The 26,874-nt window shown below is 59.4% G+C and carries 21 protein-coding genes, 1 tRNA gene and 1 pseudogene; 10 read left to right on the top strand and 13 right to left on the bottom strand.

Annotated elements, in window-relative coordinates; genetic code table 11:
- Window positions 1-7 precede the first annotated feature (7 nt).
- The gene (locus tag MRBLMR1_RS26520; protein WP_148148273.1) at window positions 8-238 is read left to right on the top strand and encodes a sulfurtransferase TusA family protein; all 231 of its coding nucleotides are present in this window, start codon (window positions 8-10) and stop codon (window positions 236-238) included.
- Here the strand turns inward: MRBLMR1_RS26520 and MRBLMR1_RS26515 are convergent.
- Together MRBLMR1_RS26515 and MRBLMR1_RS26510 are read right to left on the bottom strand one after the other, a co-directional pair.
- Entirely contained in the window at window positions 228-1,412 is a 1,185-nt protein-coding gene (locus tag MRBLMR1_RS26515; protein WP_148148201.1) for a CobW family GTP-binding protein, read from the bottom strand. The genes MRBLMR1_RS26520 and MRBLMR1_RS26515 overlap by 11 nt on opposite strands.
- 12 nt (window positions 1,413-1,424) lie before the next feature.
- Window positions 1,425-2,522, bottom strand: a complete 1,098-nt coding sequence (locus MRBLMR1_RS26510; RefSeq protein WP_286195004.1) for a D-alanyl-D-alanine carboxypeptidase family protein — start codon at window positions 2,520-2,522, stop codon at window positions 1,425-1,427.
- A 258-nt stretch (window positions 2,523-2,780) separates the two neighbouring features.
- On the opposite strand from MRBLMR1_RS26510, the gene MRBLMR1_RS26505 reads away from it, so the two are divergent.
- Together MRBLMR1_RS26505 and MRBLMR1_RS26500 are read left to right on the top strand one after the other, a co-directional pair.
- Window positions 2,781-3,944: a M20 aminoacylase family protein gene (locus MRBLMR1_RS26505; protein ID WP_148148199.1), complete on the top strand. Its 1,164-nt coding sequence runs from the start codon at window positions 2,781-2,783 to the stop codon at window positions 3,942-3,944.
- 55 nt (window positions 3,945-3,999) lie between these two features.
- Window positions 4,000-4,076: transfer RNA gene (locus MRBLMR1_RS26500), tRNA-Arg, on the top strand.
- A 31-nt stretch (window positions 4,077-4,107) separates the two neighbouring features.
- Here MRBLMR1_RS26500 and MRBLMR1_RS26495 read toward each other — a convergent pair.
- The 3 genes from MRBLMR1_RS26495 to MRBLMR1_RS26485 all read right to left on the bottom strand — a co-directional run bounded on the left by MRBLMR1_RS26495 (window position 4,108) and on the right by MRBLMR1_RS26485 (window position 7,180).
- On the bottom strand, window positions 4,108-4,266 hold the full coding sequence (locus tag MRBLMR1_RS26495) for a hypothetical protein (protein ID WP_183686332.1): 159 nt from the start codon (window positions 4,264-4,266) through the stop codon (window positions 4,108-4,110).
- Between the two features lie 226 nt (window positions 4,267-4,492).
- Complete coding sequence (locus tag MRBLMR1_RS26490; RefSeq protein WP_148148198.1) at window positions 4,493-6,415, bottom strand: hybrid sensor histidine kinase/response regulator; 1,923 nt, start codon at window positions 6,413-6,415, stop codon at window positions 4,493-4,495.
- A 24-nt stretch (window positions 6,416-6,439) separates the two neighbouring features.
- Window positions 6,440-7,180 carry a helix-turn-helix domain-containing protein gene (locus MRBLMR1_RS26485; RefSeq protein WP_148148197.1) on the bottom strand — a complete coding sequence of 247 codons (741 nt, stop codon included), beginning with the start codon at window positions 7,178-7,180 and terminating at the stop codon, window positions 6,440-6,442.
- A 117-nt stretch (window positions 7,181-7,297) separates the two neighbouring features.
- On the opposite strand from MRBLMR1_RS26485, the gene MRBLMR1_RS26480 reads away from it, so the two are divergent.
- Window positions 7,298-8,026: a response regulator gene (locus tag MRBLMR1_RS26480; protein ID WP_148148196.1), complete on the top strand. Its 729-nt coding sequence runs from the start codon at window positions 7,298-7,300 to the stop codon at window positions 8,024-8,026.
- Here the strand turns inward: MRBLMR1_RS26480 and MRBLMR1_RS26475 are convergent.
- The 3 genes from MRBLMR1_RS26475 to MRBLMR1_RS26465 form a co-directional block, all read right to left on the bottom strand.
- Window positions 7,999-8,463 carry a hypothetical protein gene (locus MRBLMR1_RS26475; RefSeq protein WP_148148195.1) on the bottom strand — a complete coding sequence of 155 codons (465 nt, stop codon included), beginning with the start codon at window positions 8,461-8,463 and terminating at the stop codon, window positions 7,999-8,001. The two genes, MRBLMR1_RS26480 and MRBLMR1_RS26475, sit on opposite strands and share 28 nt — an antisense overlap.
- Window positions 8,464-8,594: 131 nt before the next feature.
- Window positions 8,595-9,143 carry a DUF2937 family protein gene (locus MRBLMR1_RS26470; protein ID WP_500066957.1) on the bottom strand — a complete coding sequence of 183 codons (549 nt, stop codon included), beginning with the start codon at window positions 9,141-9,143 and terminating at the stop codon, window positions 8,595-8,597.
- A gap of 89 nt (window positions 9,144-9,232) precedes the next feature.
- Window positions 9,233-10,462: an FAD-dependent oxidoreductase gene (locus MRBLMR1_RS26465; protein ID WP_148148193.1), complete on the bottom strand. Its 1,230-nt coding sequence runs from the start codon at window positions 10,460-10,462 to the stop codon at window positions 9,233-9,235.
- A 127-nt stretch (window positions 10,463-10,589) separates the two neighbouring features.
- On the opposite strand from MRBLMR1_RS26465, the gene dxr reads away from it, so the two are divergent.
- Entirely contained in the window at window positions 10,590-11,777 is a 1,188-nt protein-coding gene (gene dxr / locus MRBLMR1_RS26460; protein WP_148148192.1) for a 1-deoxy-D-xylulose-5-phosphate reductoisomerase, read from the top strand.
- Window positions 11,778-11,810: 33 nt separating this feature from the next.
- On the opposite strand, the gene hemA is transcribed toward dxr, so the two are convergent.
- Window positions 11,811-13,025 (bottom strand): 5-aminolevulinate synthase, encoded by a 1,215-nt coding sequence (hemA, locus tag MRBLMR1_RS26455; RefSeq protein WP_148148191.1) that lies wholly within the window; start codon window positions 13,023-13,025, stop codon window positions 11,811-11,813.
- A gap of 391 nt (window positions 13,026-13,416) precedes the next feature.
- Between hemA and MRBLMR1_RS26450 the strand changes: the two genes are divergently transcribed.
- The 5 genes and pseudogenes from MRBLMR1_RS26450 (at window position 13,417) to MRBLMR1_RS26430 (ending at window position 22,951) form a co-directional block, all read left to right on the top strand.
- The gene (locus MRBLMR1_RS26450) at window positions 13,417-13,680 is read left to right on the top strand and encodes a YMGG-like glycine zipper-containing protein (protein WP_148148190.1); all 264 of its coding nucleotides are present in this window, start codon (window positions 13,417-13,419) and stop codon (window positions 13,678-13,680) included.
- 187 nt (window positions 13,681-13,867) lie between these two features.
- On the top strand, window positions 13,868-15,796 hold the full coding sequence (locus tag MRBLMR1_RS26445; protein ID WP_183686343.1) for an autotransporter assembly complex protein TamA: 1,929 nt from the start codon (window positions 13,868-13,870) through the stop codon (window positions 15,794-15,796).
- Between the two features lie 3,447 nt (window positions 15,797-19,243).
- Window positions 19,244-20,311: pseudogene (locus MRBLMR1_RS26440) on the top strand (translocation/assembly module TamB domain-containing protein); the annotation flags it as partial.
- A gap of 192 nt (window positions 20,312-20,503) precedes the next feature.
- The gene (locus MRBLMR1_RS26435; protein WP_148148187.1) at window positions 20,504-20,983 is read left to right on the top strand and encodes a chemotaxis protein CheW; all 480 of its coding nucleotides are present in this window, start codon (window positions 20,504-20,506) and stop codon (window positions 20,981-20,983) included.
- A 204-nt stretch (window positions 20,984-21,187) separates the two neighbouring features.
- Window positions 21,188-22,951 carry a methyl-accepting chemotaxis protein gene (locus MRBLMR1_RS26430; protein WP_148148186.1) on the top strand — a complete coding sequence of 588 codons (1,764 nt, stop codon included), beginning with the start codon at window positions 21,188-21,190 and terminating at the stop codon, window positions 22,949-22,951.
- Window positions 22,952-22,995: 44 nt separating this feature from the next.
- Here the strand turns inward: MRBLMR1_RS26430 and MRBLMR1_RS26425 are convergent, their stop codons facing one another.
- From MRBLMR1_RS26425 to MRBLMR1_RS26410, 4 genes are all read right to left on the bottom strand, one after another.
- Window positions 22,996-24,045, bottom strand: a complete 1,050-nt coding sequence (locus MRBLMR1_RS26425) for an aldo/keto reductase (RefSeq protein WP_148148185.1) — start codon at window positions 24,043-24,045, stop codon at window positions 22,996-22,998.
- Between the two features lie 176 nt (window positions 24,046-24,221).
- The gene (gene fdhD, locus MRBLMR1_RS26420) at window positions 24,222-25,049 is read right to left on the bottom strand and encodes a formate dehydrogenase accessory sulfurtransferase FdhD (RefSeq protein ID WP_148148184.1); all 828 of its coding nucleotides are present in this window, start codon (window positions 25,047-25,049) and stop codon (window positions 24,222-24,224) included.
- A 104-nt stretch (window positions 25,050-25,153) separates the two neighbouring features.
- Entirely contained in the window at window positions 25,154-26,050 is an 897-nt protein-coding gene (locus MRBLMR1_RS26415; RefSeq protein ID WP_148148183.1) for a LysR family transcriptional regulator, read from the bottom strand.
- On the bottom strand, window positions 26,047-26,853 hold the full coding sequence (locus tag MRBLMR1_RS26410; RefSeq protein ID WP_148148182.1) for a PhnD/SsuA/transferrin family substrate-binding protein: 807 nt from the start codon (window positions 26,851-26,853) through the stop codon (window positions 26,047-26,049). The genes MRBLMR1_RS26415 and MRBLMR1_RS26410 overlap by 4 nt, the downstream gene beginning before the upstream one ends.
- Between the last annotated feature and the right edge of the window lie 21 nt (window positions 26,854-26,874).

Raw genomic sequence — 26,874 nt, 5'->3', positions numbered from 1 at the left:
GACAGACATGATCTATGACCTCAGGGGGCTGAAATGCCCTCTGCCGGTGCTGAAGACCCGTCGCAGGCTGAAAGCTCTTTATGACGGCGACCGTCTCATCGTGGAGACCACCGATCCGCTCGCAGGCATCGATATCCCGCATTTCTGCAGCCAGGAAGGTCACGAACTCCTAGACAGCGAGAAGACGGCGGAAGGCCACCGCTTCATCATTCGCAAGGGTGTTTCTGCTATCGGCTGAAGCCGGGCACGGCCAGCGGATTGTCTTCCAGCGCCGCCCGGTCCGGGCGGTCGAGCCGCGGCTCGCCGGTAAACGCCGCGAAAAGATCTGCGACGAATTCCTCCGTCAGCCCCTTGGTGATCAACACCATCCGGGTTTTCTGGTCGGAACCGTCCGGCCAGCGCGGCAGACGCTGCGGTGGATGGAAGATCGCCTGCACGCCATGCAGAACCAGCGGCCGCTCCGGATTGTCCGACAGCTTCACCACCGCCTTCATCCGCAGAAGCTTCTCGCCATGGGCGGATCTTAAGAGATCTATGAACATGTCGATCGCCATCGGATCGATCGGCCGGTCATGCACGATCGAAAACGACCTTATATCGTCGCCATGACGGCTCACATCATGATGATGGTGGTGGTGCCTATGGTCGTGTGTGTGGTGATGACCGTGATCATGGGCATGCCCGCAATCGCATTCATCATCATGATCGTGGTGATGATGGTCGTGATGATCGGCAGCAATCTCATCGCGCAGCCAGCGATCCACATCCGCTATCTTCGAAGATGGATCATAAAGTCCGTTTGCCAGCATCGACAGGCTGCTGACGGAAGCATCGTCGCCATCGGAAAGCGGCGCACGCGGATTGAGCGCGGCAAGCCGGGCACGAAGGGCCGACAACTGCCCGGCATCCGCCAGCGTCTGTTTCGAGACGATCAGTCGGTCGGCAACCGCCACCTGCTTCACCGCTTCCGCATGGGCGTCGAGCGTCGCAAGGCCATTGACCGCATCAACGACCGTCACTACGCCTTCGAGCTCGAAATTCTGGGCGATCACCGGATTGCCCATCACCGACTGCATCACCGGCGCCGGGTCGGCAAGGCCGGTGGTTTCGATGACGACACGCGTGATCGGCTTGGCGCGGCCGGTCTGGATCGCGTCCATCATCGAGGCCAAGGTATCGACCAGCTCGCCGCGCACCGTGCAGCACAGGCAGCCGTTCGAAAGTTCGATCATCGAGTCGCCGGAAGCCTCGACCAATAGATTGTCGATCCCGACCTCGCCGAACTCGTTGATGATGACGGCGATATCCTTGGCCGCAGGATCGCGAAGCATCCTGTTGAGCAAGGTCGATTTTCCGGCACCGAGAAAGCCGGTGATGATGGAGACCGGGATGCGGTCCTGACCGAGGGCCATATGCTGTTCCAATCAGAATGTCGGACGCGGTACCGGGATCGGGATATTGGCGTAGGTTTTTTCGCCGATCTTCGTTTCGACCGGTTCGGTTCCCGGGATCAGGCCGGCAAACACATAGGCAGGCGGATGCGTCATTTCGTGAAGATAGGGCGAGTGCATGATCGTCCGGCCTGCATCGTCGCGCGTTTCGCTGCGAACCTTTGCTGCTTTCGGATTGCAGATGTCCTGGGTGAGGTCGTTGACCACGGCCGTATCGCCGTAAGGCGCGAGCGACGCCAGCGGTGTGCCCTGGCTGCCCGTCGTGGTCAGGCCCTGCTGCAGCAGATTGGCGGAATCGTCTGCACGGCCCGCAAGGCTGTCCGCCCCGAGCACGACCGAGATCACCGTGCGCCCGTTGCGGGTGGCCGAAGACACCTGGTTGAAACCGGCCGCACAGATGAAACCGGTCTTCATCCCGTCGGCACCGTCGAAACGGCCGATCAGCGTGTTGAAGTTCGGATACTGCTTCTTGCCGGTATCGATGCCTTCGATGGTGAAATAGGTCGAATATTGCGGGAATTCCCGCTTGATCTGCATCGCAAGGATGCCGAGGTCACGGGCCGTCGTATATTGTCCCTTGCCCGGCAATCCGTGCGGATTGATGAAATGCGACGAGGACATGCCGAGCCGCTGCGCCTCGGCATTCATCATCGCCACGAATTGGTCGGTAGAGCCGCCGACGGTCTCCGCCACGGCAACAGCCATATCATTGGCGGACTTCACCAGCATGATCTTCAGCGCATTGTCCATGGTCAGCTGCGAGCCGGGCCGGAAATACATCTTGCTGGCCGGCTGGTCAGTGGCGAATTTGCTCATCGTCACCGTGCTGTCCAGCGACAGGCGACCGCTCTTCAGCGCCCGGAACGTGACATAGGCCGTCATAAGCTTTGTCAGCGAAGCCGGGTACCATTTCCGGAAAGCATCCTGATGCGCGATCACGCGGCCCGTATTGGCATCGATGATCATGCGCGGGTTGGCGAGCGCAGCATTGGCGGAGGCGAAAACTCCGAATGCCGTCACGAGGCAGGCAAGCCGTCTGGCGGTGCGGTGGCGAATATTTAGGTGCGGCAAGATCGTCCTCGTCCGAATGTTAACGAGTGGGGCCATTAGATGGCCTATATGTCGAAGCAATGGCAAAGAAGATTGATTACGTCAATCACCCGGCGCACTATGCAAGACGGAGGGTGAACATAACCACGTGAAGCCGGATCGCATCGGGCAGGAATGCGGGTGGGCTTCGCGGCCGCGACTGCGGAAAACGAAAGGAGGAGCATTGACGGCACCAGCATCTTTGCCGGAAATGCTCTGGACGTTCAGGAAAGAGATACTATGCCCATATTGAACCGCGCAGCCGAGCTTCAGGGCGAAGTGACCGGCTGGCGACGATTTCTGCACCAGCATCCCGAAATTCTCTATGACGTTCACAATACCGCGGCCTTCGTGGCGGAAAAGCTGCGCGAATTCGGCGTCGACGAGGTCGCAACCGGCATCGGCCGCACCGGCGTCGTCGGCATCATCCGCGGCAAGGGCGAAGGCACGCGCACGATCGGCATGCGCGCCGACATGGACGCTCTTCCGCTGACGGAAATGACGGCCAAGGACTACGCCTCGACAACCCCTGGCAAGATGCATGCCTGCGGCCATGACGGCCACACGTCGATGCTTTTGGGTGCCGCAAAATATCTCTCCGAGATCCGTAATTTCAACGGCAGCGTTGCCGTCATCTTCCAGCCGGCCGAAGAGGGCGGCGCCGGTGCGCTGGCGATGGTCGAAGACGGCCTCATGGACCGTTTCGGCATCGAGGAAGTCTATGGCATGCACAACATGCCGGGAATTCCTGTCGGCCAGTTCGCCATCCGCAAGGGCGGCATCATGGCAGCCCCCGACCGTTTCACCATCACCATTACCGGTCGCGGCGGCCACGCCGCCCAGCCGCACAAGACGATCGACCCGATCTTCATCGGCTCCCAGCTTGTCGGCAGCCTGCAGGCGATTGCCGCCCGCAATGCCGACCCGGTCCAGTCGGTTGTGATATCGGTAACGCGTTTCGACGCCGGAACCTCCCATAACATCATCCCCGACACGGCAACGATCATGGGCACGGTCCGCACCCTGAGCGAGGATACCCGCGATCTGGCGCAGAACCGCATAAAGCAGATCGTCGACGGACTGGTGAGCGCCCATGGCGCGAGTGCAGAGATCGAATATTACCGGCAGTGCCCGGTCACCTTCAACCACGACCTGGAAACCGACCACGCGATCGAGGTGGCGACCGGCGTGGTGGGGGCCGCCAATGTCGATGCGAATGTCGACCCGACCATGGCCGGCGAGGACTTTGCCTTCATGCTGAAACAGCGCCCCGGCGCCTTCATCTTCATCGGCAACGGCGACACTGCCCCGCTTCACAACCCGAAATACGATTTCGACGACGAATCGATCGCCTACGGCATTTCCTATTGGGTAAAACTCGCGGAGAAACGGCTATCGGAATGATCGCCGGAAAAAGGCTTGGCTAATCCGGACGGCTTTTGTATGGATGAGCGCAAGTGGTCCCATAGCTCAGTAGGATAGAGCGCAGGATTCCTAATCCTGAGGCCGATGGTTCGAATCCATCTGGGATCACCACTTCCACAAAATCTTATCGACAACGCCGCCCTCAAGGCCGCGCCGGCTGCGGCATGTCGCTTTGCGGACCGATCGAACTTGTAAACGTCCGGTCGACCGATTGAAGACGCGTCCAGGAGACGGACACGCCGAAAAGCAGGATCGCGATGATCGGGATAACAAGAAGCACAACGCCGCCACTGATGCGCATGACCAACTCCAAAACTACATAGTCATGGGTGGGACCTTGTGCGCAGCAGCTTAACGGTTCGTTAATTTGCGCCGGTTTTACACAAGAGCAAGGCTTGCTCCTGCCTCCTTTTGAAACAAAGGCGGCCAGGCACAAAATGGCCGAAAAATGGCCTCAATCGCCACCGCGGACGCAGCTAAACCGGATCAACTGGACTCGAGCCTGCAAACTTACGATCAGCTGATCATCAGTCCAGTAGCTCGCGAATCCGAACGGCAAGCTCTCGCGCGGTATAGGGCTTCTTCAGCCAGCTTCCCGACAGGGCAAGTTCTCGCCCCGCAATTGCCGGCTCTGCGTAACCCGAGGTGAACAAAACCGGGATATGCGGCTTTTCCGAGCGGACGCGGTTGGCCAGTTCATCACCCGTCATACCACCCGGCATCACCACGTCGGTAAACAGAAGCGCGATATCCTGATGGCGATCAAGCTGGGAAAGCGCCTGACTGCCGTTCTCTGCCTCGATGACCTCGTAACCAAAGCTCGTCAGACGTGAGACCGTGACACGGCGCACTCGCGGATCATCCTCGACAACCAGAATTTTCTCCGGTCCACCGGGAAGCGGGCTTTGCGCCTGATGCACCACGGCATGAAGATTTTCACGATCGACTTTCTTCTTTGCGGCGGGCAGGAACATCCTCACCGACGTCCCCTGCCCCGGCTCGCTGTAGAGCTGGATATTGCCGCCCGACTGCTTGACGAAGCCATAGACCATGCTGAGGCCAAGCCCCGTGCCGGCGCTCACACCCTTTGTGGTGAAGAACGGCTCGAAGGCTTTTTCCTTCACCTCCGGCGTCATGCCCGTGCCGGTATCTGTAACGGCAACCAGAATGAACTCGCCTGTCCGCATGTTGGAATACATCTGCGCATAATCGACATCGAGCTTGATCCGGGAAATCTCGACCGTCAGCTTGCCGCCACGCGGCATCGCATCACGCGCATTGATGACGAGATTGAGGATGGCGTTCTGCAGTTGCGACGCATCGACAAGCGCCTCGTTCGGCGCACCTGCAATGATCGTCCTGAATTCGATCGCCTCGCCGAGCGTGCGGCGCATCAGCTCGGAGAAGCTCGAGACGAGCTGCCCGACATCCACCAGCTTGTTGTTGAGCGGCTGGCGTCGCCCGAAGGCCAGCAATTGGCCGGTCAGCTTCGCGCCGTCATCCGCAGCCGCCTGGGCTTCCTGCAACAGGACACGAAGATTGGGATCTTCGAGCTTGTATTCCATCATCTCAAGATTGCCGCTGATGACTGTCAGGAGATTGTTGAAGTCATGCGCAAGACCGCCGGTCAGCTGGCCGATCGCTTCCATCTTCTGCGATTGGCGAAGCTCCTCCTCGATCTTCTGGCGGCTGGTGAGGTCGCGGATGAAACCGGTAAAGATGCGCTTGCCGCCAGTGCGCGCTTCGCCAACCGCCAGTTCCATCGGGAAGGTCGTGCCGTCCTTGCGAAGCCCGGTCACCACACGGCCGTAGCCGATGATACGCCGCTCCCCCGTTTCCATATAGTTGGAAATGTAACCGTCATGAGCATCGCGATCGGGATTGGGCATCAGCATTCTCACATTCTGGCCACAGACTTCCGAAGCGCCGTAGCCGAACAGCCGCTCTGCGGCGGCGCTGAACGAAGTGACCGTCCCTCTATCGTCGATGACGATCGTGGATTCCGGAACGGTGTCGAGGATCGAGCGCAGATGCGCTTCCCTTTCTGCCAGATCGGTCTGTACCCTTTTCATCGCGGTCACATCGTTGTTGGTCTGGATGATTATGGGCGCTCCGTCGACCGACAGGGAGACGGCAACCAGACGCGTTGCAACGAAAACCGCAAGGCCGTCGCGTGTGCGGTGCTCCAGCTCTCCCTGCCAGGAATACTCCGATGCCAGCTGCTGCCTGATTTCATCGAGCGGCTTGGGAAAGCGCGTCTGCAGCAACTGGTGAACGGACTGGCCAACCGCCTCCTCACGCGACCAGCCATAGAGCGCCTCACAGCCCGAGCTCCACCGGGTGATGATACCGTCACTCCCGTGGACGATGACATTGGCATCGTCCAGAAGGTGAAGAACCGCATCCAGTTCAGCCTGGGTTGTGAGAGTGTTTCTTATCTTGTGTGGCATCAAATATCCTGGCTGCGCTGCGGCTTAGTGGTGGCGCCGATCTTCGGCTGCACCTGCATCTCCCCAGCCGTATTCATCGTCGTCTCCAGCCAATTGTGCAAGCAACATCGGCTTGATGACCTTCACCGAATGACGGCCCACGCAGCCCAGAACGCCCTTGGTGCTGAGTTTGGTGATCGTGCGCGAGACGGTCTCGATCGTCAGGCCGAGATAGTCCGCCATGTCCTGGCGCGTCATCGGCAGCTGCACCATCGACTGGACGTCGCTCTTGGCCGCCGCCCTGCGAAGGTGCTTCAACAGGAATGTGCAGAGGCGTTCCTCAGCGCTCTTGCACGAAAGCAATACCATCTGGTCCTGGGCAGCGGCCATTTCATCACAAACCCGTTCGAACACCTGCGGGCGCAGTTCTTCCGAATCTTGTACGGCTGCCTCGAAATTCTTTCTGGTCAGCCGGCGAACCTTTGTCCCGACAATCGCTTCGGCGCTGTAGAGGTAATTGCGCTTCAGCGACACGCCGAGAAGATCACCGTCGAAAACAAAACCGGTGATGACCCGGCGACCGTCCGAAATGATCCGGAAGATGCGCAATGCGCCTTCGACGACCTCGAAGACATGCTTCGCTTCGTCGCCCTCGAAGAAGATCGACTGGCCGGGGTGAATAAACTCGACCGGCTGCCGCGAGAACAGACCATTGAGCGTTTCCGGCTCTGCTTCATGAAGAAGAGTTGCTGCTGTGCGTTCGCGATTATAGCTGGTGAGAAGCATGGTATTAACCCCGTCGTTTGATAGGGGTAGTTGACCTGTCGGCAGTAACACGCGAATGCTACAGCCGTAAAAGACGGTTCGAATTGGTAACAGTTTGTAACAGCCCGGCTAGTTTTAATGTCTATTGACCCAGCCCATGCGGCACACATCCTCGTCGTCGATGACGATCCTCGTATCCGCCAGATGCTTTCCCGATATTTCGAGGGTGAAGGCTATCGGGTTACGACCGTACCCGATGGCGTCGAGATGAACGTTGCGATGCGTCAAAATAGTATCGACGCCGTGCTGCTCGATCTCTCGCTTCCGGGTGGACGCGACGGCCTCGACCTTGCGCGCGATATCCGTGCGAAATCCGACGTGCCGATCATGATGCTGACCGGCCGCGACGACGTCGTCGATCGCATCATCGGCATCGAGATCGGCGCCGATGATTACATCGCAAAACCTTTCCATTTGAGAGAAGTCCATGCCCGCCTAAAATCCATATTGAGGCGGCGGCAGCCAGCCACACCGCGGGTTGTGCAGGAAGAGGATCAGGTTATCCGCTTCGAAGGCTGGGCCCTTAACATCTCTCGGCGGCAGCTGCTCGATCCTGCTGGGGCCGAAATTGAACTGACGACCGGCGAATTCGACATGCTCGCAGCGTTCCTCAACCACGCAGGACGTGTGCTGACGCGTGACTTTCTCATGGACATGACACGCGGCCGACAGCTTGAGGCGTTCGACCGCACGATCGACGCCCAGATTGTCAGGCTTCGACGAAAGATCGAGGCGGATGTCAAACATCCCCAGTTCATCAAAGCGATCCGCGGCGTGGGCTACATTTTCACCGGCAAGATAGGATAATCCAGCGGGACTTCGTCATCGATCCCGCAAATTAGGCCATGGTCCCATGGTCCGCGCTCCAGGAAGCCGGTCAGTACGGACCAATCCGGAGGCAGGGCAGTCCATATGTGGATCGTTCGGCACTTTTCCTTGATCGCAAAATTTCTGACAGCTGAAAAAAGTAGGCCCAGCACCTGTCTGTTGTCGACAAGGCTCACCGATACAAAGAGCGGGACTTCGACCTGGCGTCGCAGGTCCCCGTCACCTCTAACCGCGACATAGGCGATGCCCCGGATATAGCCCATGCTGTCCTTGACGATGAACCAGCAGCGGCACAACAATGTCGTGGCCGTGAGCGCCGTCCACTGCTCCAGATCGACTCCCGGCATGGCTCGCTCAATCAGTGCATAGGCACGCAACACGTCTCTGGGGCTAAGTGTGCCGATCTTGTAGCCCATTCGCTTCGTCCGCACCGTCTGCACGTTCATTGTTGATCAGATGACAGCCGAGCTATTTTGACGCACCCAAAGGATGTCACCTTGATACTAATCAACCGCAGGCTGGAATGATGAAGGCACAGAAGCGCGGATTACTGCAGCGCTTTACCCCTGATGCGGGAAAAGGCTTTCGACCGGGCCTCACGACGAAACCGTGCCGCCGTGCCAAACAGCGCACTGACGCTCGCCGCACAGAACATGCCGATCAAGACACCGGCTCCGCACCATATCACTCCGGCTAAACTGACTGGCAAAGACGGCATGAAGCCCCGCCAGGCATCGCTTAAAATTCTGTGATCTGGCTGCCTTGCGATCACCACAGGCCTCAAGACAGAAGAGGCAGCGGCAAGATCTTCAAGTTGGTCCGAAAGCAACTGATATCGCGCTACGCTTCGCCGCATTGCATCAACCTGCTGATGCAGAGAGCTCTCGTTCGAGGAGGCGTAAATATTCAGTGCCGTTTGCCGGTCGAGGCCGGCATGATTCGCCTGTTCGTCGAAAATCTGGATGGCGGTTGTAAGCTCGTCTATCGCACTGGCGAGACGGTATCGATATTGCTGGGCGAATTCCGGCGCCTGAGAAAACAGCAGGGCGCAGCCTCCAACAATCAGAACTACCAGCACCCGGCGAACAAGAAACACGGCCAACCCTCGGCTTCGTCATAGTCGTCAACGAATCCGGATCGCAAAGGTTGCAATTCGAAGTAAGCCCCACCCCGCGCGGATAAGCCTTATCGTGTGGGACGCGGCTCCCTGACCCGCTCCATCCTGAAGCCGAGGCCGATCAGCCGACCGGAAAGATGCGCAAGCACCGGCCATCGGGCGATCCCGCGAATGAAGCCGGGTGGGCCTTTGCGCTTGTGCTCATTCGCCTGATCCGCCCGCCGGCTGCTGCGCATCATTAACTGCAACTTCTGCGTCGCTCGGGTGGGAAAGCTGCGGCGTTTTTCGACGGCCGCGAGATCAGCATCGGCAAGCCTGCCTTCGCGAAGCGGGCGCGAGAGGATATTTGCCGCCGCGACGGCATCCTGGATGGCAAGGTTCACGCCTACCCCGCCGATCGGAGACATGGCATGTGCCGCATCGCCAATGCAGATCAATCCCGACCGCCACCATTGCCTGAGGCGATCGATCCGCACCGTCAGAAGGCTCGTATCGGAAAATGACCGTATTTCGTCCATTCGCGATGCCGGAAGCGGCGAGACATCCGCCACCATCTTTCGGAAAGCTTCGATGCCATGATCGCAGATTTGAGCGAATGTCGTCCGACGGACGACATAACCGCATTGCCAGTAGTCACCGCGATCGATCAGGACGAAACCCTGCCTTGGGCCTGCATGGCCCATGACCTCGTTGGGATCGCCATCCTGTTTCGAAAGCTTCATCCAGACGACTTCGCTCGGCACGCCGAAATTTTCGACACGCAGCCCAGCTTTGGCGCGAACGACGGAATTACGGCCATCCGCACCGACGACAAGATCACTCTCAATTTGAATGTCGCCTTCTGCCGTTCGGGCAACAACGCCCGAGACCCTGCTAACATCTTCGACGACGCGGGTAATCTCGGCATTCATGATCAACCGGAAATTGGGAAGCCCTTGCGCGGATGCCGCCAGGAAATTCAAAAAGTCCCATTGCGGCATGAAGGCGATGAAACGGTTTTTCACCGGCAGGCGGGAAAAGTCCGCAATCGTGATCCTCTTTCCTCCCATCTCGGCCGAGAGCTTTTCAGCCCGCGTATGCGGCAGGGCGAGAAATGCGTCGATCAGGCCGAGCTGATCGATCACTTCAAGCGTCGAGGGATGGATTGTGTCGCCGCGAAAATCCCGCAGGAAATCCGCATGTTTTTCGACGACGGTGACATCGACGCCGGCCCGTGCCAGCAGAAATCCGAGCATCAGCCCGGCGGGGCCGGCACCGGCAATGACACAGGTCGTCTTGATCTTCACGATTTCACTCATCGCTCCATTTCGCTCTGATCAGCCGCCGGATCAAGTCGTATCAGATCACATCTGCCTCGTCCCAAGCGCTCTTGTGGCAGCCATCGTTCACTTGTAGACCAACGGCAACAGTGAATATGGAAACGGCATGGCAGACATGGATAGACGCCGCATCAGCATTCTCGGGTCGACCGGCTCGATCGGTGTCAACACGCTCGACGTGGTAGCGCAACTGGGCGGACGGAACGCGTTCGACATCGCCGCAATCACCGGCAACAGCAATGTCGCGCTGCTCGCAGAACAGGCCGTGACGTTCGGCGCCCGCCTCGCCGTCACGGCCGACGACAAGCAATATGCGACGCTGAAGGATGCGCTTGCCGGCACCGGCATCGAGGTTGCGGCCGGCCGTGCGGCCCTGGTGGAAGCAGGCCAGCGCCCGTCCGATTGGGTCATGGCTGCGATCGTCGGCACCGCCGGCCTCGCGCCGACGGTCGCTGCCGCCGAACGCGGCGCAGATATCGCGCTTGCCAACAAGGAATGTCTGGTTTCAGCCGGCGAACTCTTCGTCAAGGCAGTCGCGGATGGCGGCGGCAAACTCATTCCAGTCGACAGCGAACATAGCGCGATCTTCCAGTCGCTGGAGGATGACCAGCGCCACGCAGTCGAGCGGATCGTGCTCACCGCATCCGGCGGGCCTTTCCGCACCTGGAGCCGCGAGCAGATGGCGAATGTGACCGCCGATGTTGCGCGCGCCCATCCCAACTGGTCGATGGGCCTGAAGATCTCGATCGGCAGCGCCTCAATGTTCAACAAGGCGCTGGAGATGATCGAGGCCAAACACCTCTTCAATGTCCGCCCTGACCAGATCGAGGTGATCGTGCATCCGCAGTCGATCATTCATTCCATGGTCGGCTATACCGATGGCTCAGTGCTTGCCCAACTCGGTTGCCCCGACATGCGCACCGCAATCGGTTATGCCCTGACCTATCCGGAACGCCCGAAGCTCGATGTCGAACGGCTGGACTTCGCCAAACTGGCGCGGCTGGACTTCGAGGCGCCAGACGAGACGCGTTTTCCGGCATTGCGGCTTGCGCGCACCGCCATGGATCGCGGCGGCGTACAAGGTGCGGTGATGAATGCGGCGGAAGAAACCGCCTTCAACGCCTTCCTGGAAAAGCGCATCGGCTTCCTGCACATGGCGGATATTGCCGAGGACGTGATGGAAGACATGGTCGGCTACGGTTCTGCCATCACCATGGACGACGTCTTTGCTGCCGACGCGGAAGCCCGACGGCGTGCTGCTGAAGCAATTGCCCAAAAGGAAATGGCCGCGTAAGCGGCCATTTTTCTTTAACTCTGGATTTTTGGATCAAGCCACATGCCGCGCCAGCGCGCAGCGTGACCAGAGTTGATGCAGCGAGCCGACCAGATGCTCGAGATCGGCATCCGAATGTAGCGGCGTCGGCGTGATGCGCAAACGCTCGGTCTTGCGCGGCACGGTTGGATAGTTGATCGGCTGCACATAGATATTGCAGTTATCCATCAACAGGTCCGAAATCCACTTGCACTTGGCGGCATCGCCGACCATGACCGGCACGATATGGCTGGGGTTCGGCATATGCGGAATGCCCTTGGCATCGAGCATGCTGCGCAGCTTGCGGACACGCTCCTGATGGCGCGCGCGCTCCATCTGGCTGACCTTCAGATGCTTGATCGAGGCGATCGCGCCGGCAGCAAGAGCCGGCGGCAAGGATGTCGTGAAGATGAAGCCGGAAGCGAACGAACGGACAAAATCGCAAAGTGCCGCCGACGCCGTGATATAACCGCCCATCACGCCGAACGCCTTGGCAAGTGTGCCCTCGATGATCGTCACACGATCCATCAGGCCTTCGCGCTCGGCAATACCGCCGCCGCGCGGGCCGTACATGCCCACCGCATGAACTTCATCCAGATAGGTCATCGCGCCGTATTTGTCGGCGAGATCGCAGATCTCCTTGATCGGCGCGATATCGCCGTCCATCGAATAGACGCTTTCGAACGCGATCATCTTCGGCGCCTTCGGATCGGCCGCCGCAAGCTTGGCTTCAAGGTCGACGAGATCGTTATGCTTCCAGATCACCCGCTCACACTTGCCGTGGCGGATGCCTTCGATCATCGAAGCGTGGTTCAGCGCGTCGGAGAAAATGATGAGACCGGGGATTTTCTGGCCAAGGACGCCGAGCGTCGCCCAGTTCGACATGTAGCCGGAATTGAAGATCAGGCCGGCTTCCTTGCCATGCAGATCTGCGAGCTCGCGCTCGAGAAGAACGTGGTAGTGGGTGGTGCCAGAAATATTCCGGGTGCCTCCCGCACCCGCGCCACAGTGATCGATGGCTTCATGCATGGCCGCGATCACGGCCGGATGCTGGCCCATACCGAGGTAGTCGTTGGAACACCAGACGGTCACATCCTTGGTGCCATCAGGCGTGTGGTGCGTCGCTCGCGGGAAACTTCCACGCTGTCGTTCGAGATCGGCGAACACGCGGTAACGGCCTTCCTGATGCAGTCCGTCCAGTTCGCTTTTGAAAAATGCCTCGAAATCCATGCTTACGCTCCAAAACCTGCGTCAGGCCTTTTTTTGATTTTTGCCATCTTCTTCGTCAACCCGAAAGAGGCTGCTTGCGCTTGCCTGCGGCAATAGGCCCATTTTAGATTTATTCCAATCCGAATCTTAGCGGTAGCCGAAATGTGAAGATTGACCCACATCAAGCATCTGGCGAATAAATTTGCCCCAACTGGACACAAGCAACGTTGACAGACAGTGATTGAAGAACCGGCCTCGCCACTATCCTGGGCAGCATTCTTGCATCGTTTTCGGCAATCCGAACAATAAAATACATTGCTCATATGGACTCTTTACAAGCGAGACCTATTGTTCCAACGGAAACGTAGCGCCGTCAGGGAATGGTTGCGACGAAACGGAACTGGAGGAAGCCATGAAGAAGGCTCTGATTATGTTGATGGTGGGCGCATCGCTCGCAAGTTGCACGGCGACCGAGCAGGGAGCTGGCATTGGAGCTGCATCAGGCGCCATTATCGGTGGCGTTGCCACCGGCAACGTTCGCGGCGCGGCAGTCGGCGCAGCCGTTGGCGGCGTGGCCGGTGCGCTGATCGGCAATGTCTCCGAGCAGCCGGGCCAGTGCTACTATCGCGACCGCTATGGTCGCCGCTACATCGACGATTGCCCGCGCCGTTATTAAAGCGCAGGAACCGACATAACGTCAGATATTTCAAATATGTGGCCCCGAAGCCAGCTTCGGGGCCTTTTATTTCATCAAATCATCATGCAGCCGAGATCAAGGGTACCCCTTTTAGGATTTTCCGGGTACAGAGGTTTCAAGCGACCATGAGGGTCTTCACCGACAGCTGCGATACTTAAGTCTGCGTATGGAAAAGAGAAAAGCTGGGAGGATGAGCGACTGGAGCAGCCGGCGGAGAAGCCTGGCCTGCTTGCTGGCTGGTAGCCTGGCTCTTTCGCCCGTCTTTGCGCCGGAGGCATACGCATTCAAGATATTCGGCATCACGTTGTTCGGCAGCGACGAGGAAACCGTCGAAGTCATCGATCCGGTTCGTTATGAAGCAACGATCGAAACAGGCGACGCGGACGGCGACCTGGCTGACCGGTTGAAATCGGCCGCCGCACTTGTGAATGACGACGAAAAGCCGGTTTCCGGTGATCTCGGCATCATCGTCAAGGCGCGCGAAGACCGGGACCGCCTGGTGGCCGTTCTTTACGAAGAAGCCCGATACGGCGGTATCGTCAACATATCGATCGCCGGAACCGATATCGACCAGCTCCCCCCTAATCCGACATTCGACCATTCCAAGCCTGTTCCGGTAACCGTGAATGTGACGCCCGGTCCCGAATTCAAGCTCGGCGCAGTGCGCTTCGAGGGAGACGCGGCGGGTAGAAACCCTGCTGATTACGATCTGGAACCGGGCGGACCGGCCGGCTCGCTGATCATCCTGAAAGCCGGCGAAAAGATCGTTGTCGATTTGAAAGAAGAGGGGCGCCCGCTTGCCCACCCTCTTCAGCGACAGATCACGGCAGATCATGCAAAGCGGACAGTCGATGTGGTGCTTGGCGCCATCGGCGGACCTGTGGCGCCGTTCGGCACAGTAACGGTCAAGGGCGCTCGGGCCGTCAATCCTGACTTCATCCAGAGTTACTCCCGTCTCGACCGGCGCGAACGCTACTCCCCGGAACAGCTCAAAAAAGCCTCGGAACGTCTACGCCAGCTTGGCGTATTCTCCAGCATCACCATCCATGAGGCCGACAGCTTGGCTCCCGATGGTTCCCTGCCGCTTGCGATCGAGGTATCCGAAGGCAAGTTTCGCTATTTCGGCTTCGGTCTTGAATACGCGTCGACTGATGGCGCAGGGGTTCAGGGATATTGGGGACATCGCAACCTGTTCGGCCAGGCGGAATCGCTGCGGCTTGAGGGGGCTGTTTCCGGCATCGGCGCCACGACAGACGTGACGACATTCGATTACTCCGCCGGCATCACCTTCACCAAACCCGGTTTCTACGTCCCGGAAGCGACCTTCGTCTCCAAGCTCGAAGCCAAGAGCGAAAATCCCGAAGACATCTACGAAGCCCAGTCGATCACCTATTCCGCCGGCATCGCTTACGAACTTAACGCCACCGACAAGGTCACTGGTGGCGGCGAGATCTCCTACATCCGCGCCGACGACGCGTTTGATCGCAATGACTACCTGACCTTCAGCCTGCCGGTATCCTTCGAGCGCGACACGCGAGACAACAAGCTTGATCCGACCGAGGGCTATTACGGAACAGTCTCCGCCAAACCGAGTTATGAGGCACTTAAGGGCAATGTCTTCTCGTCATTCGAAGGCTCCATCGCAGGTTATTATGGGCTTGGCGCCGAAGACAAGGTGGTTCTCGCAGCCCGGCTGGGTGCTGGCACATTGGTCGGAACAGGCGACTTGCAAGATATTCCGGTAACCCGTCGCTTCTACCAGGGCGGGGGCGGATCGGTGCGTGGTTACAGCTATCGCGAGATATCGCCCTATAATGACGATGACGATGCGGTAGGTGGCCGCTCTTACGTTTTGGCGTCTTTCGAAACGCGCGTAAAAGTGTCAGAGAATATCGGCATCGTTCCGTTTATAGACGTCGGAACGGTAGCAACCGAAATCGTGCCTGATTTCTCTGATATTCGTGCGGGTGCAGGACTGGGTCTGCGTTATGCAACGCCCTTTGGCCCCATTCGCTTGGATTTCGCAGTTCCGCTCAGGCGCTATGACGGTGGAAATTCGTTCGGTATCTATGCTGGCATCGGCCAGGCTTTCTAAAGAGGCAGCAATACAATTATGACATTCATCGTCCGCCTTCTGAAATGGACATTGAGAGCCGCAATCGCGGCTGTCGGCGTTCTTTTCGTCATGGCGCTCGGCGTTGTTCTTTTCGTCGCCTTCACGCCCGTGGGCGGCGATATCGCTGCCAGCCGCATATCGTCACTTGTGTCCACTCCCGATCGTTCGATCACCTTCTCGCGGCCGGAAGGCCTTCTGACCGGTGACCTTCGCGTCGGCGCACTGACGTTGTCCGACAGCAAGGGCCCTTACGCCCAGATCAACGGCATCGAGATCGACTGGTCGCCGACAGCGCTGATCACCGGCGAGTTCCGTGCCGACCGCATCACCGCAGGCGCGATCGACGTCTATCGTCCACCGGAACCAACCGCCGCAAAGCCTGCCACAACCACGACTTCGTCGGGGGGCACGACATTGCCCGTCGGCATCAGGGTCGCACAGCTCGACCTGCCGGACATCAATCTCGCTCAAGCGCTATCGGGCCGTGACTTCGCACTTTCGCTGAAAGGCTCGATCGATGCGACGGGGCCGAATATCGCGCTAGATCTTCAGGCGACCCGCAAGGATGAGCCGGATGCCAGAGCGCTTGCCGACATCGTTTATGCTCCCTCCGAAAATCGGCTGACACTTAAGGCATCGGTATCCGAGCCACAGGGCGGGCTTCTTGCACGCCTGCTGCGGCTACCCGGCGCTCCGGCCGTGCAACTCGCCCTCGACGGCGAAGGCCCCTTGTCCAACTGGGCTGGCAAGCTTTCCGGGAATGTCGACGGCCAGCCGGTTATCTCGGTCGATGGTCGGCATGTAATGGTCGATAATGGCGGGCACCGCGTCGAGGTCAAAGGCGGCGGCCAGCTTGCCACTCTGATGCCGCCTGCACTTCGCGACTTGTTCGACGGCACGACCGATATCGATATCGCGGCAACCTATTCGAAATCGGGCCGCGTCGATTTCCAGCGCGGCCAGCTGACCTCGGGTGCCGTACGCATTTCCGCCAAGGGCGCGTGGGACCCAAAGGGTGACAACAGCTTGACTGCAAGCCTTGCTGGCACCAAGGGACCGGTCGAAGTGGCATGGCCGATCAACGGCCAGCCAAGCCGTTTTTCGCTCGAAACCCTGAATTTCACCCTGACCGGAGCCGCCGCGGCCGCGCGCTTTAACGCGACCGCATCCCTCCCCTATGCCGAGCTTCCGCAAGGGCGGTTCCGCCAGATCAGGCTTCAGGCGGAAAGCGAAGACCTTGATCTGATTGCTCGTGCAGGCAGCATCCGCAGCCGCTTCACCGTGGGCGACCTGAATTTTACCAATGCCGATATCGGCCGGATGGTGCGGGGACCGGTAACGCTCGATGCACCGCTGCGCCTTGCGCCACCCGCCATCGGGCTTGATGCCGCCACCTTCGAAAGCGCAGGCTTCAACGGCACCGTCAGCGGTGCTTATGACACGTCCAAGCAGGCGGTGACCGGCAATTTCCGCCTTTCAGCCAATCCGAGCATCCTGCCGCCGGCACTCGCGCCACGCTTCGAAGGTGCTATCGCTGCAGAAGGATATGTGGACGTCGTTCAGGGCGGCCGCATGAGCCTGGAAAACCTTGTTATCAAGTCGAACGCGCTAGAAGCCCATGGCAACGTGCTGATGGAAAACGGCAACGTTTCCGGCCGGCTTGCCGGTCGCCTGCCGGATATCAAACGCTGGCTGGGTGACGCGGAAGGCGCCGCAGGCTTCGACATTTCCGCGAAGGGCCCGCTGACCGGCGCGAATGTCAGAGCCGTCATCAATTCAGCCGAAGCCCGGCTTGCCGGTCGCAGGCTGGAAGACCTGAGCCTCATCCTAGAAGGCACGGCAAATCCCGATGCGCCGCAGGGCCGCCTTACCGTCAACGGCTCGATCGACAGCAAGCCGATCCGCATCAGCAGCGACCTGGCATCGGCGAACGGCGAAACCCAGGCACCGGCGATCAATGCCGAAATCGGCCCGAACAAGCTGACCGGTGCCTTGACCTTCTCTCCGGAATTCATGCCGTCCGGCCAGCTCCAGTTCGATTTCCCCGACGTATCGCTGCTCGCAGCGCTGGCCGCTCAGCAGGCCCAGGGTGATCTCAAGGGTTCCGTCACCTTCAATCGCGAAGACCAGACAACCGGTGCCGTCATCAAGGCGAACGGTTCGGCAATTCGACGCGGCAGTGCAGGCCTGGTGCAGCCGGCAATCGACCTGACCATACCGGACATCAAGACGATCGCCGCACAGGGCTCTATCCGTGCCGCGCGTCTTGGAACCGACAGCATCTTCCTTGAAGGCCTGAATGTCGGATTGGATCACTCCGGCACAACGACCTCGATCGACCTGTCAGCCAATTACGACGGCGCGCCTTTGACCACCAAGGCGACGATCGAAACCGCAAATGGTCTTGCCATCGGCCTGCAGAATTTCGAGGCAACACCGCGCAAAATCCCGGTACGTCTGGAAAATCCGACACGCATCGTCATCGAGAACGGCGGCGCACGCCTGTCGAACCTCACCCTTGCGACCGGCACCGGCAGCGTTTCTGTAAACGGCACGGCCGGCTCGACGCTCGATGTGGCCGCAACGATCAATGCGCTGCCGGCAAGCCTGCTCAACACCTTCCTGCCCACCATCCACGCGGCAGGCAACATTTCGGGCACGATCAATGCAACGGGCACAAGCTCTGCTCCCGCAATACGATATGATTTAGAATGGAGTGATGCCCAGCTTCGCCAGATGCGCGACGCTGGCATCAGTCCGTTTCGCATCTCTGCGACCGGCACCTTTGCAGATGGCGCAGTCACACTAGACGAAACGCGCATTGCCGGCAGCGGCGGCATGGAAATCACCGCCGACGGCAAGGTACTTCTCAACGCGAACGGTGGCCCGGCGCTGAACATCAATGCTCGCGCCAAGGCTATTCCCGCCAGTATCGCCAATTCCTTCGTTCCCAGTCTCGGCGCCGAGGGCATGATTTCCGGCACTGTCACAGCCACCGGCACACCTCAGGCACCTGCAGTCCGTTACAATCTCCGCTGGGACAATGCAGCCGTCAGCCAGACCTCGACTGCCGGCGTTGCAGCAGTCGACATAACCGCTGAAGGCACATTTCAGGATGGCCGCGTTACCGTCGACACTCGCCTTTCCGGCGGAGGAGGCATCGCGCTCTCGGGCGGGGGCACAGCCGTGATTACCGGTGACCGGCCGCTCGATCTCAAATTCTCCGGCAGCCTTCCCTTCTCCATTCTTGCAGGTCAGCTTTCCGCCCAGGGCTTCATTCTGGAAGGCACCGGCAATGTCGATATCGCAGTCCGAGGCAATGCAGCGTCTCCGGCGATTACCGGCACGCTTGTCACATCCGGCTCGCGCTTCATTGATGTCCGCCGAAACCTCGCGATCAATTCGCTTACCGCCAATATCGCATTGGACGGCAAGACCGCACGTCTCTCGGGCATCTCGGGTTCGCTATCAGGCGGCGGCACCGTCACAGTTGATGGCACCGTCGGCATCGAACCCGCATCCGGCTTCCCCGCAGACCTGACGATCAGGCTGGCCCAGGCGAGTTATGCCGATGGCACCCTGTTTGCGATCACGGCAGACGGCACTCTCACATTCAAGGGTCCGGTGATGTCCGGCCCCATACTGGGCGGCGACATCGCGCTGACCAAGGCTTCGATCACCGTTCCGGCCAAGCTCCCGACCTCGCTCCGTTCGATCGATATCCGGCACCGCAACGCACCAGCTGCAGTTCTGCGACAGATGGAAGAGATCAGGCCGAAACAGGCATCGGGCAGCTCCAACCCCATCAGGCTCGAACTCAAGGTACGCGCACCAAACGGCATCTTCGTCCGTGGCCGCGGCATCGATGCGGAGCTCGGCGGGGAACTGACCGTCGCAGGCACGGCGATCGAGCCGCAGGTATCGGGCGGCTTCGAAATGCGCCGCGGCCGTATCATCATTCTGACCAAACGTCTCGATTTCACCGAGGGCGATATCACTTTCGGCGGCGGCCTGATCCCGGTCCTCAACATGTCGGCCGACACGACATCCGGCTCCACGACGATCACAGTCGGTGTAACCGGAATGGCCGACGACCCGACCATCGCCTTTTCTTCCTCCCCTGCCCTGCCGCAGGATGAAGTTTTGGCGCAGCTGATCTTCGGCCAGTCCATGTCACGGTTGTCGCCGCTGCAGATCGCCCAGCTGGCAGACGCTGTTAGCCAACTTGCCGGCGGCGGTTCGACCTCGCTTCTGCAGACGTTGCGCAGCAATCTCGGCGTCGATGATCTGGACGTCAACACCGATGCAACCGGCCAGACAACCGTTTCGGTTGGCCGTTACATCAATAACCGCACCTATCTTCAGGTAGAACAGGGCGGCGAAGGTGGGGCGCAGGCGACGATCAATCTCGATGTCGGCCGCGGCGTGAAGCTCAAGGCAGGAGCCGGCACCGAGGGCGGCAAGGCCGGTATCTTCTACGAGAAAGAATATTAAGGCCTTAGCCTCTAGACCGCGATTTTGCGTTCTATGATTTATGTTTGAGAAATAATCCTCGATTAAAGTCGGCATCGCGCAATCTGAGATTCGCCGTGCTTCGGCGCCGGATTGCGACGTGATGGGATTTGCACCTGAATTCGTCAGGCGCGGTGACCACCATGCGGGCAACGGACAGCTGGGGCATTTCTGATGGCGACCACGATCAATTCCACCATGTATAACGGCGAAATGCTTGAGATCATCGCCTTCCGTCTTCACGATCAGGAATTCTGCGTCAAGACGACGACGATCCGCGAAATCCGCGGCTGGGCACCGTCCACGCCCCTCCCACATGCACCGAAGGACGTCATCGGCGTCATGAACCTGCGCGGCTCGGTCATTCCGATCATCGACCTTGCCTACAAACTCGGCATGAAGAGCACTGTTGCCAACGAGCGCAGCGCCATCGTCGTCGCCGAAGTCCACAACATGGTAATCGGCATGCTCGTTGACCGCGTTTCCGACATCCTCACCATCCCCTCGAGCCAGGTTCAGCCGGTTCCGGAAGTCTCCGCCTCCTTCGATAAGTCCTTCTCCGAAGGGATCATCGCCAACGAGCACGGCATGATCTGCTTCCTGAACCTCGCCAAGATGTTCAAGGGCACCGAAATGGAAGATATTGCCGCCTGAGGCAAGCTTTCACAGCAAAACCAAGTCAAAGAGCCGCGAAAATGCGGCTCTTATTTTTCCTGGCTAATAATTGTAGTTTTAATAAAGGTCGCATTAATTTTTTGATGTCCTAATATAAGTGGAAGTTCAGCGCGTTGTCTGAAGCGCAACCTCCATTGACTATATGGCAGTAGCCGCCACAAGGTTACGTCTGAGGGACACTCAATGCTGGGACTGGGCAAGACGGCAGGTGCGCTGGACACTCTCGCCGCGATATCGCGATCGCAAGCAGTCATCGAATTCGATCTTGGCGGAAACATCCTAAACGCCAATCCCAATTTCTGCGAAGCGCTGGGTTATTCGCTTGCAGAGATCAAGGGAAAACACCACCGCATCTTCTGCGAAGCGGACTATGTGGCATCGGCCGAATACAAGGCTTTCTGGGCCAATCTTGCAGCCGGAAATTTCGACGCCAAAGAATATAAGCGGATCACCAAGTCCGGCCGCGAGATCTGGATCCAGGCCTCCTACAACCCTGTTTCGCGCGGCGGCAAGCCCTACAAGGTCATCAAGCTCGCAACCGATATAACCGCAGCGAAAATCAAGGCAACCGAGGACGCCGCAAAGCTTTCCGCCATCAGCCGCTCGCAGGCTGTCATCGAATTTCTCCCAGATGGCACGATCCTGGATGCAAACGAAAACTTCTGCGCCGGCCTCGGTTACGACCTGTCGGAGATCAAGGGCAAGCATCACCGGATGTTCTGCGAACCCGGCTACGCCGCATCACAGGACTACGCGGAATTCTGGCCGCGCCTCGCCATTGGAGAATTCATTGCCGATGAATTCGTCCGTTACGGCAAGGGTGGTAAGGAGATCTGGATCCAGGCGGCCTATAACCCTATCACCGACCTGAACGGCAAGGTCTGCAAGGTGGTGAAATTCGCCACCGACGTGACCCCGCGCATGAGCGCGATCGGCATGCTCGGCACGGGTCTTCGCGATCTGGCCGACGGCAAGCTCGATCAATCGATCGAAACCCGCTTCGTTCCCAGCATGGAATCGACCCGCCAGGATTTCAACTCGGTCGCCGCCAAGTTGCGCGACGCGATGAAGGTCGTCTCGCAGAACGCTTCCGGCATCGCCTCTGCATCGAGTGAAATCCGCGACGCGTCTCAAGAACTGGCAAAACGTACCGAGCAGCAGGCCGCATCGCTGGAGGAAGCTGCAGCGGCGTTGGAAGAAATCACCCGCACGGTCGGCGATTCCAGTCATCGCGCCGAAGAAGCCGGACGGCTTGTCACCAACACACGCCAGAATGCCGAACAGTCCGGCCTTGTTGTCCAGCAGGCAATCGCCGCCATGGACGAGATTGCCAAGTCATCCAATGAGATCACCAACATTATCGGTGTCATCGACGACATCGCCTTCCAGACCAATCTCCTGGCGCTCAATGCCGGCGTCGAGGCCGCCCGCGCAGGCGAGGCCGGCAAGGGATTTGCAGTCGTCGCCCAGGAAGTCCGCGAACTGGCGCAACGCTCAGCCAAGGCCGCCAAGGAGATCAAGACCCTGATCAATACCTCCAGCCATCAGGTTTCCGGCGGTGTCGAGCTTGTCGGACGTACGGGAGGCTCATTGCGCGATATTCTCGGTCAGGTCGCGAGCATCCACGACAACGTCTCTGCCATTGTCGAAGCTTCTCGCGAACAGGCATCGAGCCTCCGCGAGATCAGTCAGGCGGTGAACCATATGGATCAAGCGACGCAGCAGAATGCCGCCATGGTGGAAGAGACGACCGCGGCCAGCCACTCGCTGGCAAGCGAGGCACAGAGCCTGCGCGATCTTCTGATGCAGTTCGATATCGGTGAAGGCACGCGGCTCGCATCCCGACCGGCCGCCCATAGCGCTCCTCAAACCTCACATTTCGGCACGGCCCCGTTGCGAATGGCGCATGCCAATCTCAAGAAGGCAGCCGGCTGGGAAGATTTCTGAGCAGAAACGGAAAAAGGGAGGCCGATCCGGCCTCCCTCACGATCTCAGCCCTTCGGCTCGAAAGGAGCCGGACGCCGGCCCACCCCCTGCCGCTCCAGCATCCAGCCCGGATATTCCGGCATCAGCGCACTGACCTCGTCGAGCTTTTTCAGGTCCTCAGCATCGAGTTTCACAGAAACAGCCTTCAGGTTTTCATCCAGTTGCTCAATCCGCTTGGCCCCAATGATGACGCTGGTGACGAAAGGCTTGGCAAGGATATAGGCCAGCGCCACCGCAGCCACGCTCGTTTCATGCCTGGCCGCAATCTCCCGCATGGCGGCAACGCAGGCCCAGGCGCGGTAATTGTCGACCGGCGGGAAATCGAATTCCTGACGCCGTCCCTCGCCATTTCCGGGCGCGCCGGGGCCGTATTTACCCGAAAGCAGACCTCCGGCGAGCGGCGACCATACCATGAGGCCGAGCTTTTCCTCCTGCATCAACGGCACGATCTCACGCTCCAGGTCACGGCCGGCAATCGAATAATAGGCCTGCACCGTTTCGAAACGGGAGAAACCTCGCCGTTCCGAAATGCCGAGCGCCTTGGCAATCCGCCACGCTGCCCAGTTAGAAAGCCCGATATAGCGAACGAGCCCGCGTGAAACGAGATCGTCGAGCGCTCTCAACGTCTCGTCGATCGGCGTGACGGTATCCGTGCCATGGATCTGGTAGAGATCGATATGATCGACCTGCAGCCGCTCAAGGCTTCTCTCGACCGAATCCATGATATGCCCGCGCGATGCCCCGCGGTCGTTGGGCTTGTCGCCCATCTGGCCTAGAAATTTGGTTGCGATCACGATGTCCTTGCGGGCAACGCCGACATTGCGGATGGCCTGGCCGAGAATCCGCTCCGAAGTACCGAAGGAATAGACATCCGCCGTATCAACGAAATTGACCCCGGCCTTGATCGAACGGTCGAGGATCTGGTCGGCAGCATCCTGATCGACGCCGGCGATCTTGCCCCACAAGGCGGCGTTGTCAGCCTCGCCGAAGGTCATCGTGCCGAGGCACAGTTCGGATACGAACAGCCCTGTATTGCCCAATTGATTGTATCGCATGAACGGCTCCATCTGGGAGATATGCTATGTGAAATGAGAAGATGCCCCGGCCGCAGGATTGCACAATCCGCGAAAGACACGGCGCATCAATAACCGACATTGATCGGTTTGGCAAGATAAACGGAGGCATCTCCGTTTATAAAAGCTGCCCGGCCGCTGACATCAGGCCAAAGGCATCACGCCACGTCGGCGACAGATCCCGTGCCGATGCGCTCCGCACCGGCAAATATCTCGAAATCCTCACCGCGCGTCAGCGCCACGAGCGTCATGCCGGCTTCTTCCGCGGTACGAATGGCAAGCGCTGTCGGTGCCGAGATCGCCACGAGCGTCGAGCTTCCAAGGATTGCCGTCTTCTGCACCATCTCCACCGAGATGCGGCTGGTGACGACGACGATGCCCTGACCACCCTCTCGCCCAGCGCGGATCACCGCTCCGGCAAGCTTGTCCAGCGCATTATGCCGGCCGACATCCTCGCGCACCGCGATCAATCCCTCGCCGGGAATGAAAAAACCTGCTCCGTGAACCGCATGTGTCTCGGCATGCAAAGGCTGCGCGCCGTTCAAAGCTGCCATCGCAGCCGTAATGTCTTCAGGCGTCAGTAGCACCGCAACATCACTGACATCCGGAACGACCCGCATGGCCTGCTCGATCGACTCGATGCCGCAGAGCCCGCAGCCAACAGGCCCGGCCATATGCCGCCGCCGGGCGCGCAGGGCGTCCTCCTTGTTTTCCGCAAGCCGCACCTGCACGTCGAGGCCCTGGCCCTCCTCCAGAACCGCGACCTCCTCGATCTCGGCCAGTGAAGCGATGATACCTTCCGTCAGGCTGAAACCGATGGCGAAGTCTTCTAGATCCGCCGGTGTGCCCATCATGACGGCATGGGTGGAGCCACCGTAGGAAAAGGCGATCGGCACTTCCGCAGGCACCACACGCGAGCCTGCACGGACCACTCCATTCCGGCGAATGATCTCCTGCGCCACGATCGTCGTCCTGAAGCCGGTCATGACCTCTCCTCGATTGCCTTATCTATTTACGGTGCCACCACTATCACGTAGTGCTTCCGTGATCGATCGCCAGTCGCATACTGCCGATCGTGGATCCTTGAAAACTATATCTCTGCCATGTCCCTGCCGAGGCCCCTCGCCTCATGCAGCAGAGCAGAGACTAGGGGAGTAAACGGCTCCCGATAAGGTGCAACCAGCCCCACCATGTGTTTCGCTTCCGGCTCCACAATTGGGATCATGCGGAGGCTCTGCGTGAAGCCGAAGGATTTTGCGACATTGCGCGGCATGATGCTGGCCCAGCGCCCGGTCGCCACATGCGATAGCAGCACCACCATCGAATTCGATTCCAGCATCGGCGTGATCGACACGCCTGCATTGGAAAGATGCTGGTTGATAATCCGCCGGTTCTGCATGTCCGGCGTCAGCAGGCACAGCCGCAGATCCGCCATCTCGGCCCACCTCACACTCTCCCGGTCCGCGAGAGGCGTCCCTTCAGCCGTAACAAGCGTATAGTTTTCCGAATAGAGCGGAACGCTGGTCACGCGCCCGAGCGGCTCGTTGTCCAGATAGGTAATCCCCGCATCGATCTCGAAATCGTCGAGCTGCGACAGAACCTGCAGCGAATTGCGCGAAACGATTGAGAAGGTCACGTTCGGATGTTTCTGCTGAAACGGCTCCGTCAGCCGCGGCACCATGGCAAGCGCGGTGGGAATGACGGCAAGCCGGATATGTCCCGCCAGCCCCTTCTTCGCCGCCCGCATTTCCTCGCGCATCGTCCGGGCATCGCCGACGATACGTTTGGCCCATTCAAGAACCCGCTGCCCTTCAGGCGTCAGCCCCTGAAAGCGGGACCCGCGCACCACGAGCTGAACACCGAGCTGCTCTTCCAGCTGGCGAATGGCGGCCGACAACGAAGGCTGGGCAATGCCGCACTCCTCGGCAGCCCGCCCGAAATGACCTTCCCGCGCCAGAACGATGAAGAATTCCAGCTTGTCGATCATCGCGGCACCGCAAAAGATTTGAGGGAATAGGCGGCATCTGATGGCAGCTGGCCCTCGATGGAACGCCACGCTTCGGCAACGCCGACGTAATCTTCTGCCTTTCGGCGCAGGAAACCGGTGAGCAGAAGTTCGCGGCGAAGCGAAGGAACAAGCATTTTAACAGCCTCTTCGAATGCACGGGCAAGACCGTCGGTCGCCACATCCGGCAATGCGCTGATCAACGCCATTCCCGGCGTCGGACGCGTGCAACCGATCACTTCGACGGCATCAGCTTCCGGCATGTAGCGCTTCGCCAGGGTGAAGGAGACGACATCGATCGCCGCAAGCTCCGCCTCACCGTTCGCCACGGCCTTGATCGAGGCGCGATGGGCACCGGATGCGCGAACATTCACCTCGTTCATATCCACGCCGGCCGCCACGAGCGACAGCATCAGCGTTGCAAAGCCGGACTGGGAACTGAACTCGTTGATCACGACAGGCCCGCGAAACCTCTCAAGTTCCGTGGACCTGCCCTTCGGCACGATCAGCACGCTGTAATAACAGCCGGGCGCGCAGCCGATATCGTAGGTGGGAGATCCGATCAGCCGGACATGGCGGTTAAGATCCATGGCAAAGGGAAGCGCACATGTCTGTCCGAAGACAAGATCGGGAGAATGCCACATACCAGCCAGATCATCCTGCCGCGTCAAAGCTTCAGGCGCATCAATGCCCCGGCGCAGCAGACAGCCCCTGAGCAAAGTCCAGAACTCGTCCGTGGCCGCCGAAATTTCCGGCCAGTCATACATGGGTAGGCCTGCAAGCATCTCGTCCTCGACATCGTCAGG

The organism is Neorhizobium sp. LMR1-1-1.1, from assembly GCF_040675795.1.
Lineage (GTDB): Bacteria > Pseudomonadota > Alphaproteobacteria > Rhizobiales > Rhizobiaceae > Neorhizobium > Neorhizobium cellulosilyticum.
This window is presented reverse-complemented; position numbering and strand designations above follow the sequence as displayed.

Bases quoted from the DNA above. Each gene is read 5' to 3' on its own strand.
- MRBLMR1_RS26520 (WP_148148273.1), top strand. From the start codon at position 8: ATGATCTATGACCTCAGGGGGCTGAAATGCCCTCTGCCGGTGCTGAAG.
- MRBLMR1_RS26515 (WP_148148201.1), bottom strand. From the start codon at position 1,412: ATGGCCCTCGGTCAGGACCGCATCCCGGTCTCCATCATCACCGGCTTT.
- MRBLMR1_RS26505 (WP_148148199.1), top strand. From the start codon at position 2,781: ATGCCCATATTGAACCGCGCAGCCGAGCTTCAGGGCGAAGTGACCGGC.
- MRBLMR1_RS26495 (WP_183686332.1), bottom strand. From the start codon at position 4,266: ATGCGCATCAGTGGCGGCGTTGTGCTTCTTGTTATCCCGATCATCGCG.
- MRBLMR1_RS26490 (WP_148148198.1), bottom strand. From the start codon at position 6,415: ATGCCACACAAGATAAGAAACACTCTCACAACCCAGGCTGAACTGGAT.
- MRBLMR1_RS26485 (WP_148148197.1), bottom strand. From the start codon at position 7,180: ATGCTTCTCACCAGCTATAATCGCGAACGCACAGCAGCAACTCTTCTT.
- MRBLMR1_RS26480 (WP_148148196.1), top strand. From the start codon at position 7,298: ATGTCTATTGACCCAGCCCATGCGGCACACATCCTCGTCGTCGATGAC.
- MRBLMR1_RS26475 (WP_148148195.1), bottom strand. From the start codon at position 8,463: ATGGGCTACAAGATCGGCACACTTAGCCCCAGAGACGTGTTGCGTGCC.
- MRBLMR1_RS26465 (WP_148148193.1), bottom strand. From the start codon at position 10,462: ATGAGTGAAATCGTGAAGATCAAGACGACCTGTGTCATTGCCGGTGCC.
- dxr (WP_148148192.1), top strand. From the start codon at position 10,590: ATGGCAGACATGGATAGACGCCGCATCAGCATTCTCGGGTCGACCGGC.
- hemA (WP_148148191.1), bottom strand. From the start codon at position 13,025: ATGGATTTCGAGGCATTTTTCAAAAGCGAACTGGACGGACTGCATCAG.
- MRBLMR1_RS26450 (WP_148148190.1), top strand. From the start codon at position 13,417: ATGAAGAAGGCTCTGATTATGTTGATGGTGGGCGCATCGCTCGCAAGT.
- MRBLMR1_RS26445 (WP_183686343.1), top strand. From the start codon at position 13,868: ATGGAAAAGAGAAAAGCTGGGAGGATGAGCGACTGGAGCAGCCGGCGG.
- MRBLMR1_RS26435 (WP_148148187.1), top strand. From the start codon at position 20,504: ATGGCGACCACGATCAATTCCACCATGTATAACGGCGAAATGCTTGAG.
- MRBLMR1_RS26430 (WP_148148186.1), top strand. From the start codon at position 21,188: ATGCTGGGACTGGGCAAGACGGCAGGTGCGCTGGACACTCTCGCCGCG.
- MRBLMR1_RS26425 (WP_148148185.1), bottom strand. From the start codon at position 24,045: ATGCGATACAATCAATTGGGCAATACAGGGCTGTTCGTATCCGAACTG.
- fdhD (WP_148148184.1), bottom strand. From the start codon at position 25,049: ATGACCGGCTTCAGGACGACGATCGTGGCGCAGGAGATCATTCGCCGG.
- MRBLMR1_RS26415 (WP_148148183.1), bottom strand. From the start codon at position 26,050: ATGATCGACAAGCTGGAATTCTTCATCGTTCTGGCGCGGGAAGGTCAT.
- MRBLMR1_RS26410 (WP_148148182.1), bottom strand. From the start codon at position 26,853: ATGCTTGCAGGCCTACCCATGTATGACTGGCCGGAAATTTCGGCGGCC.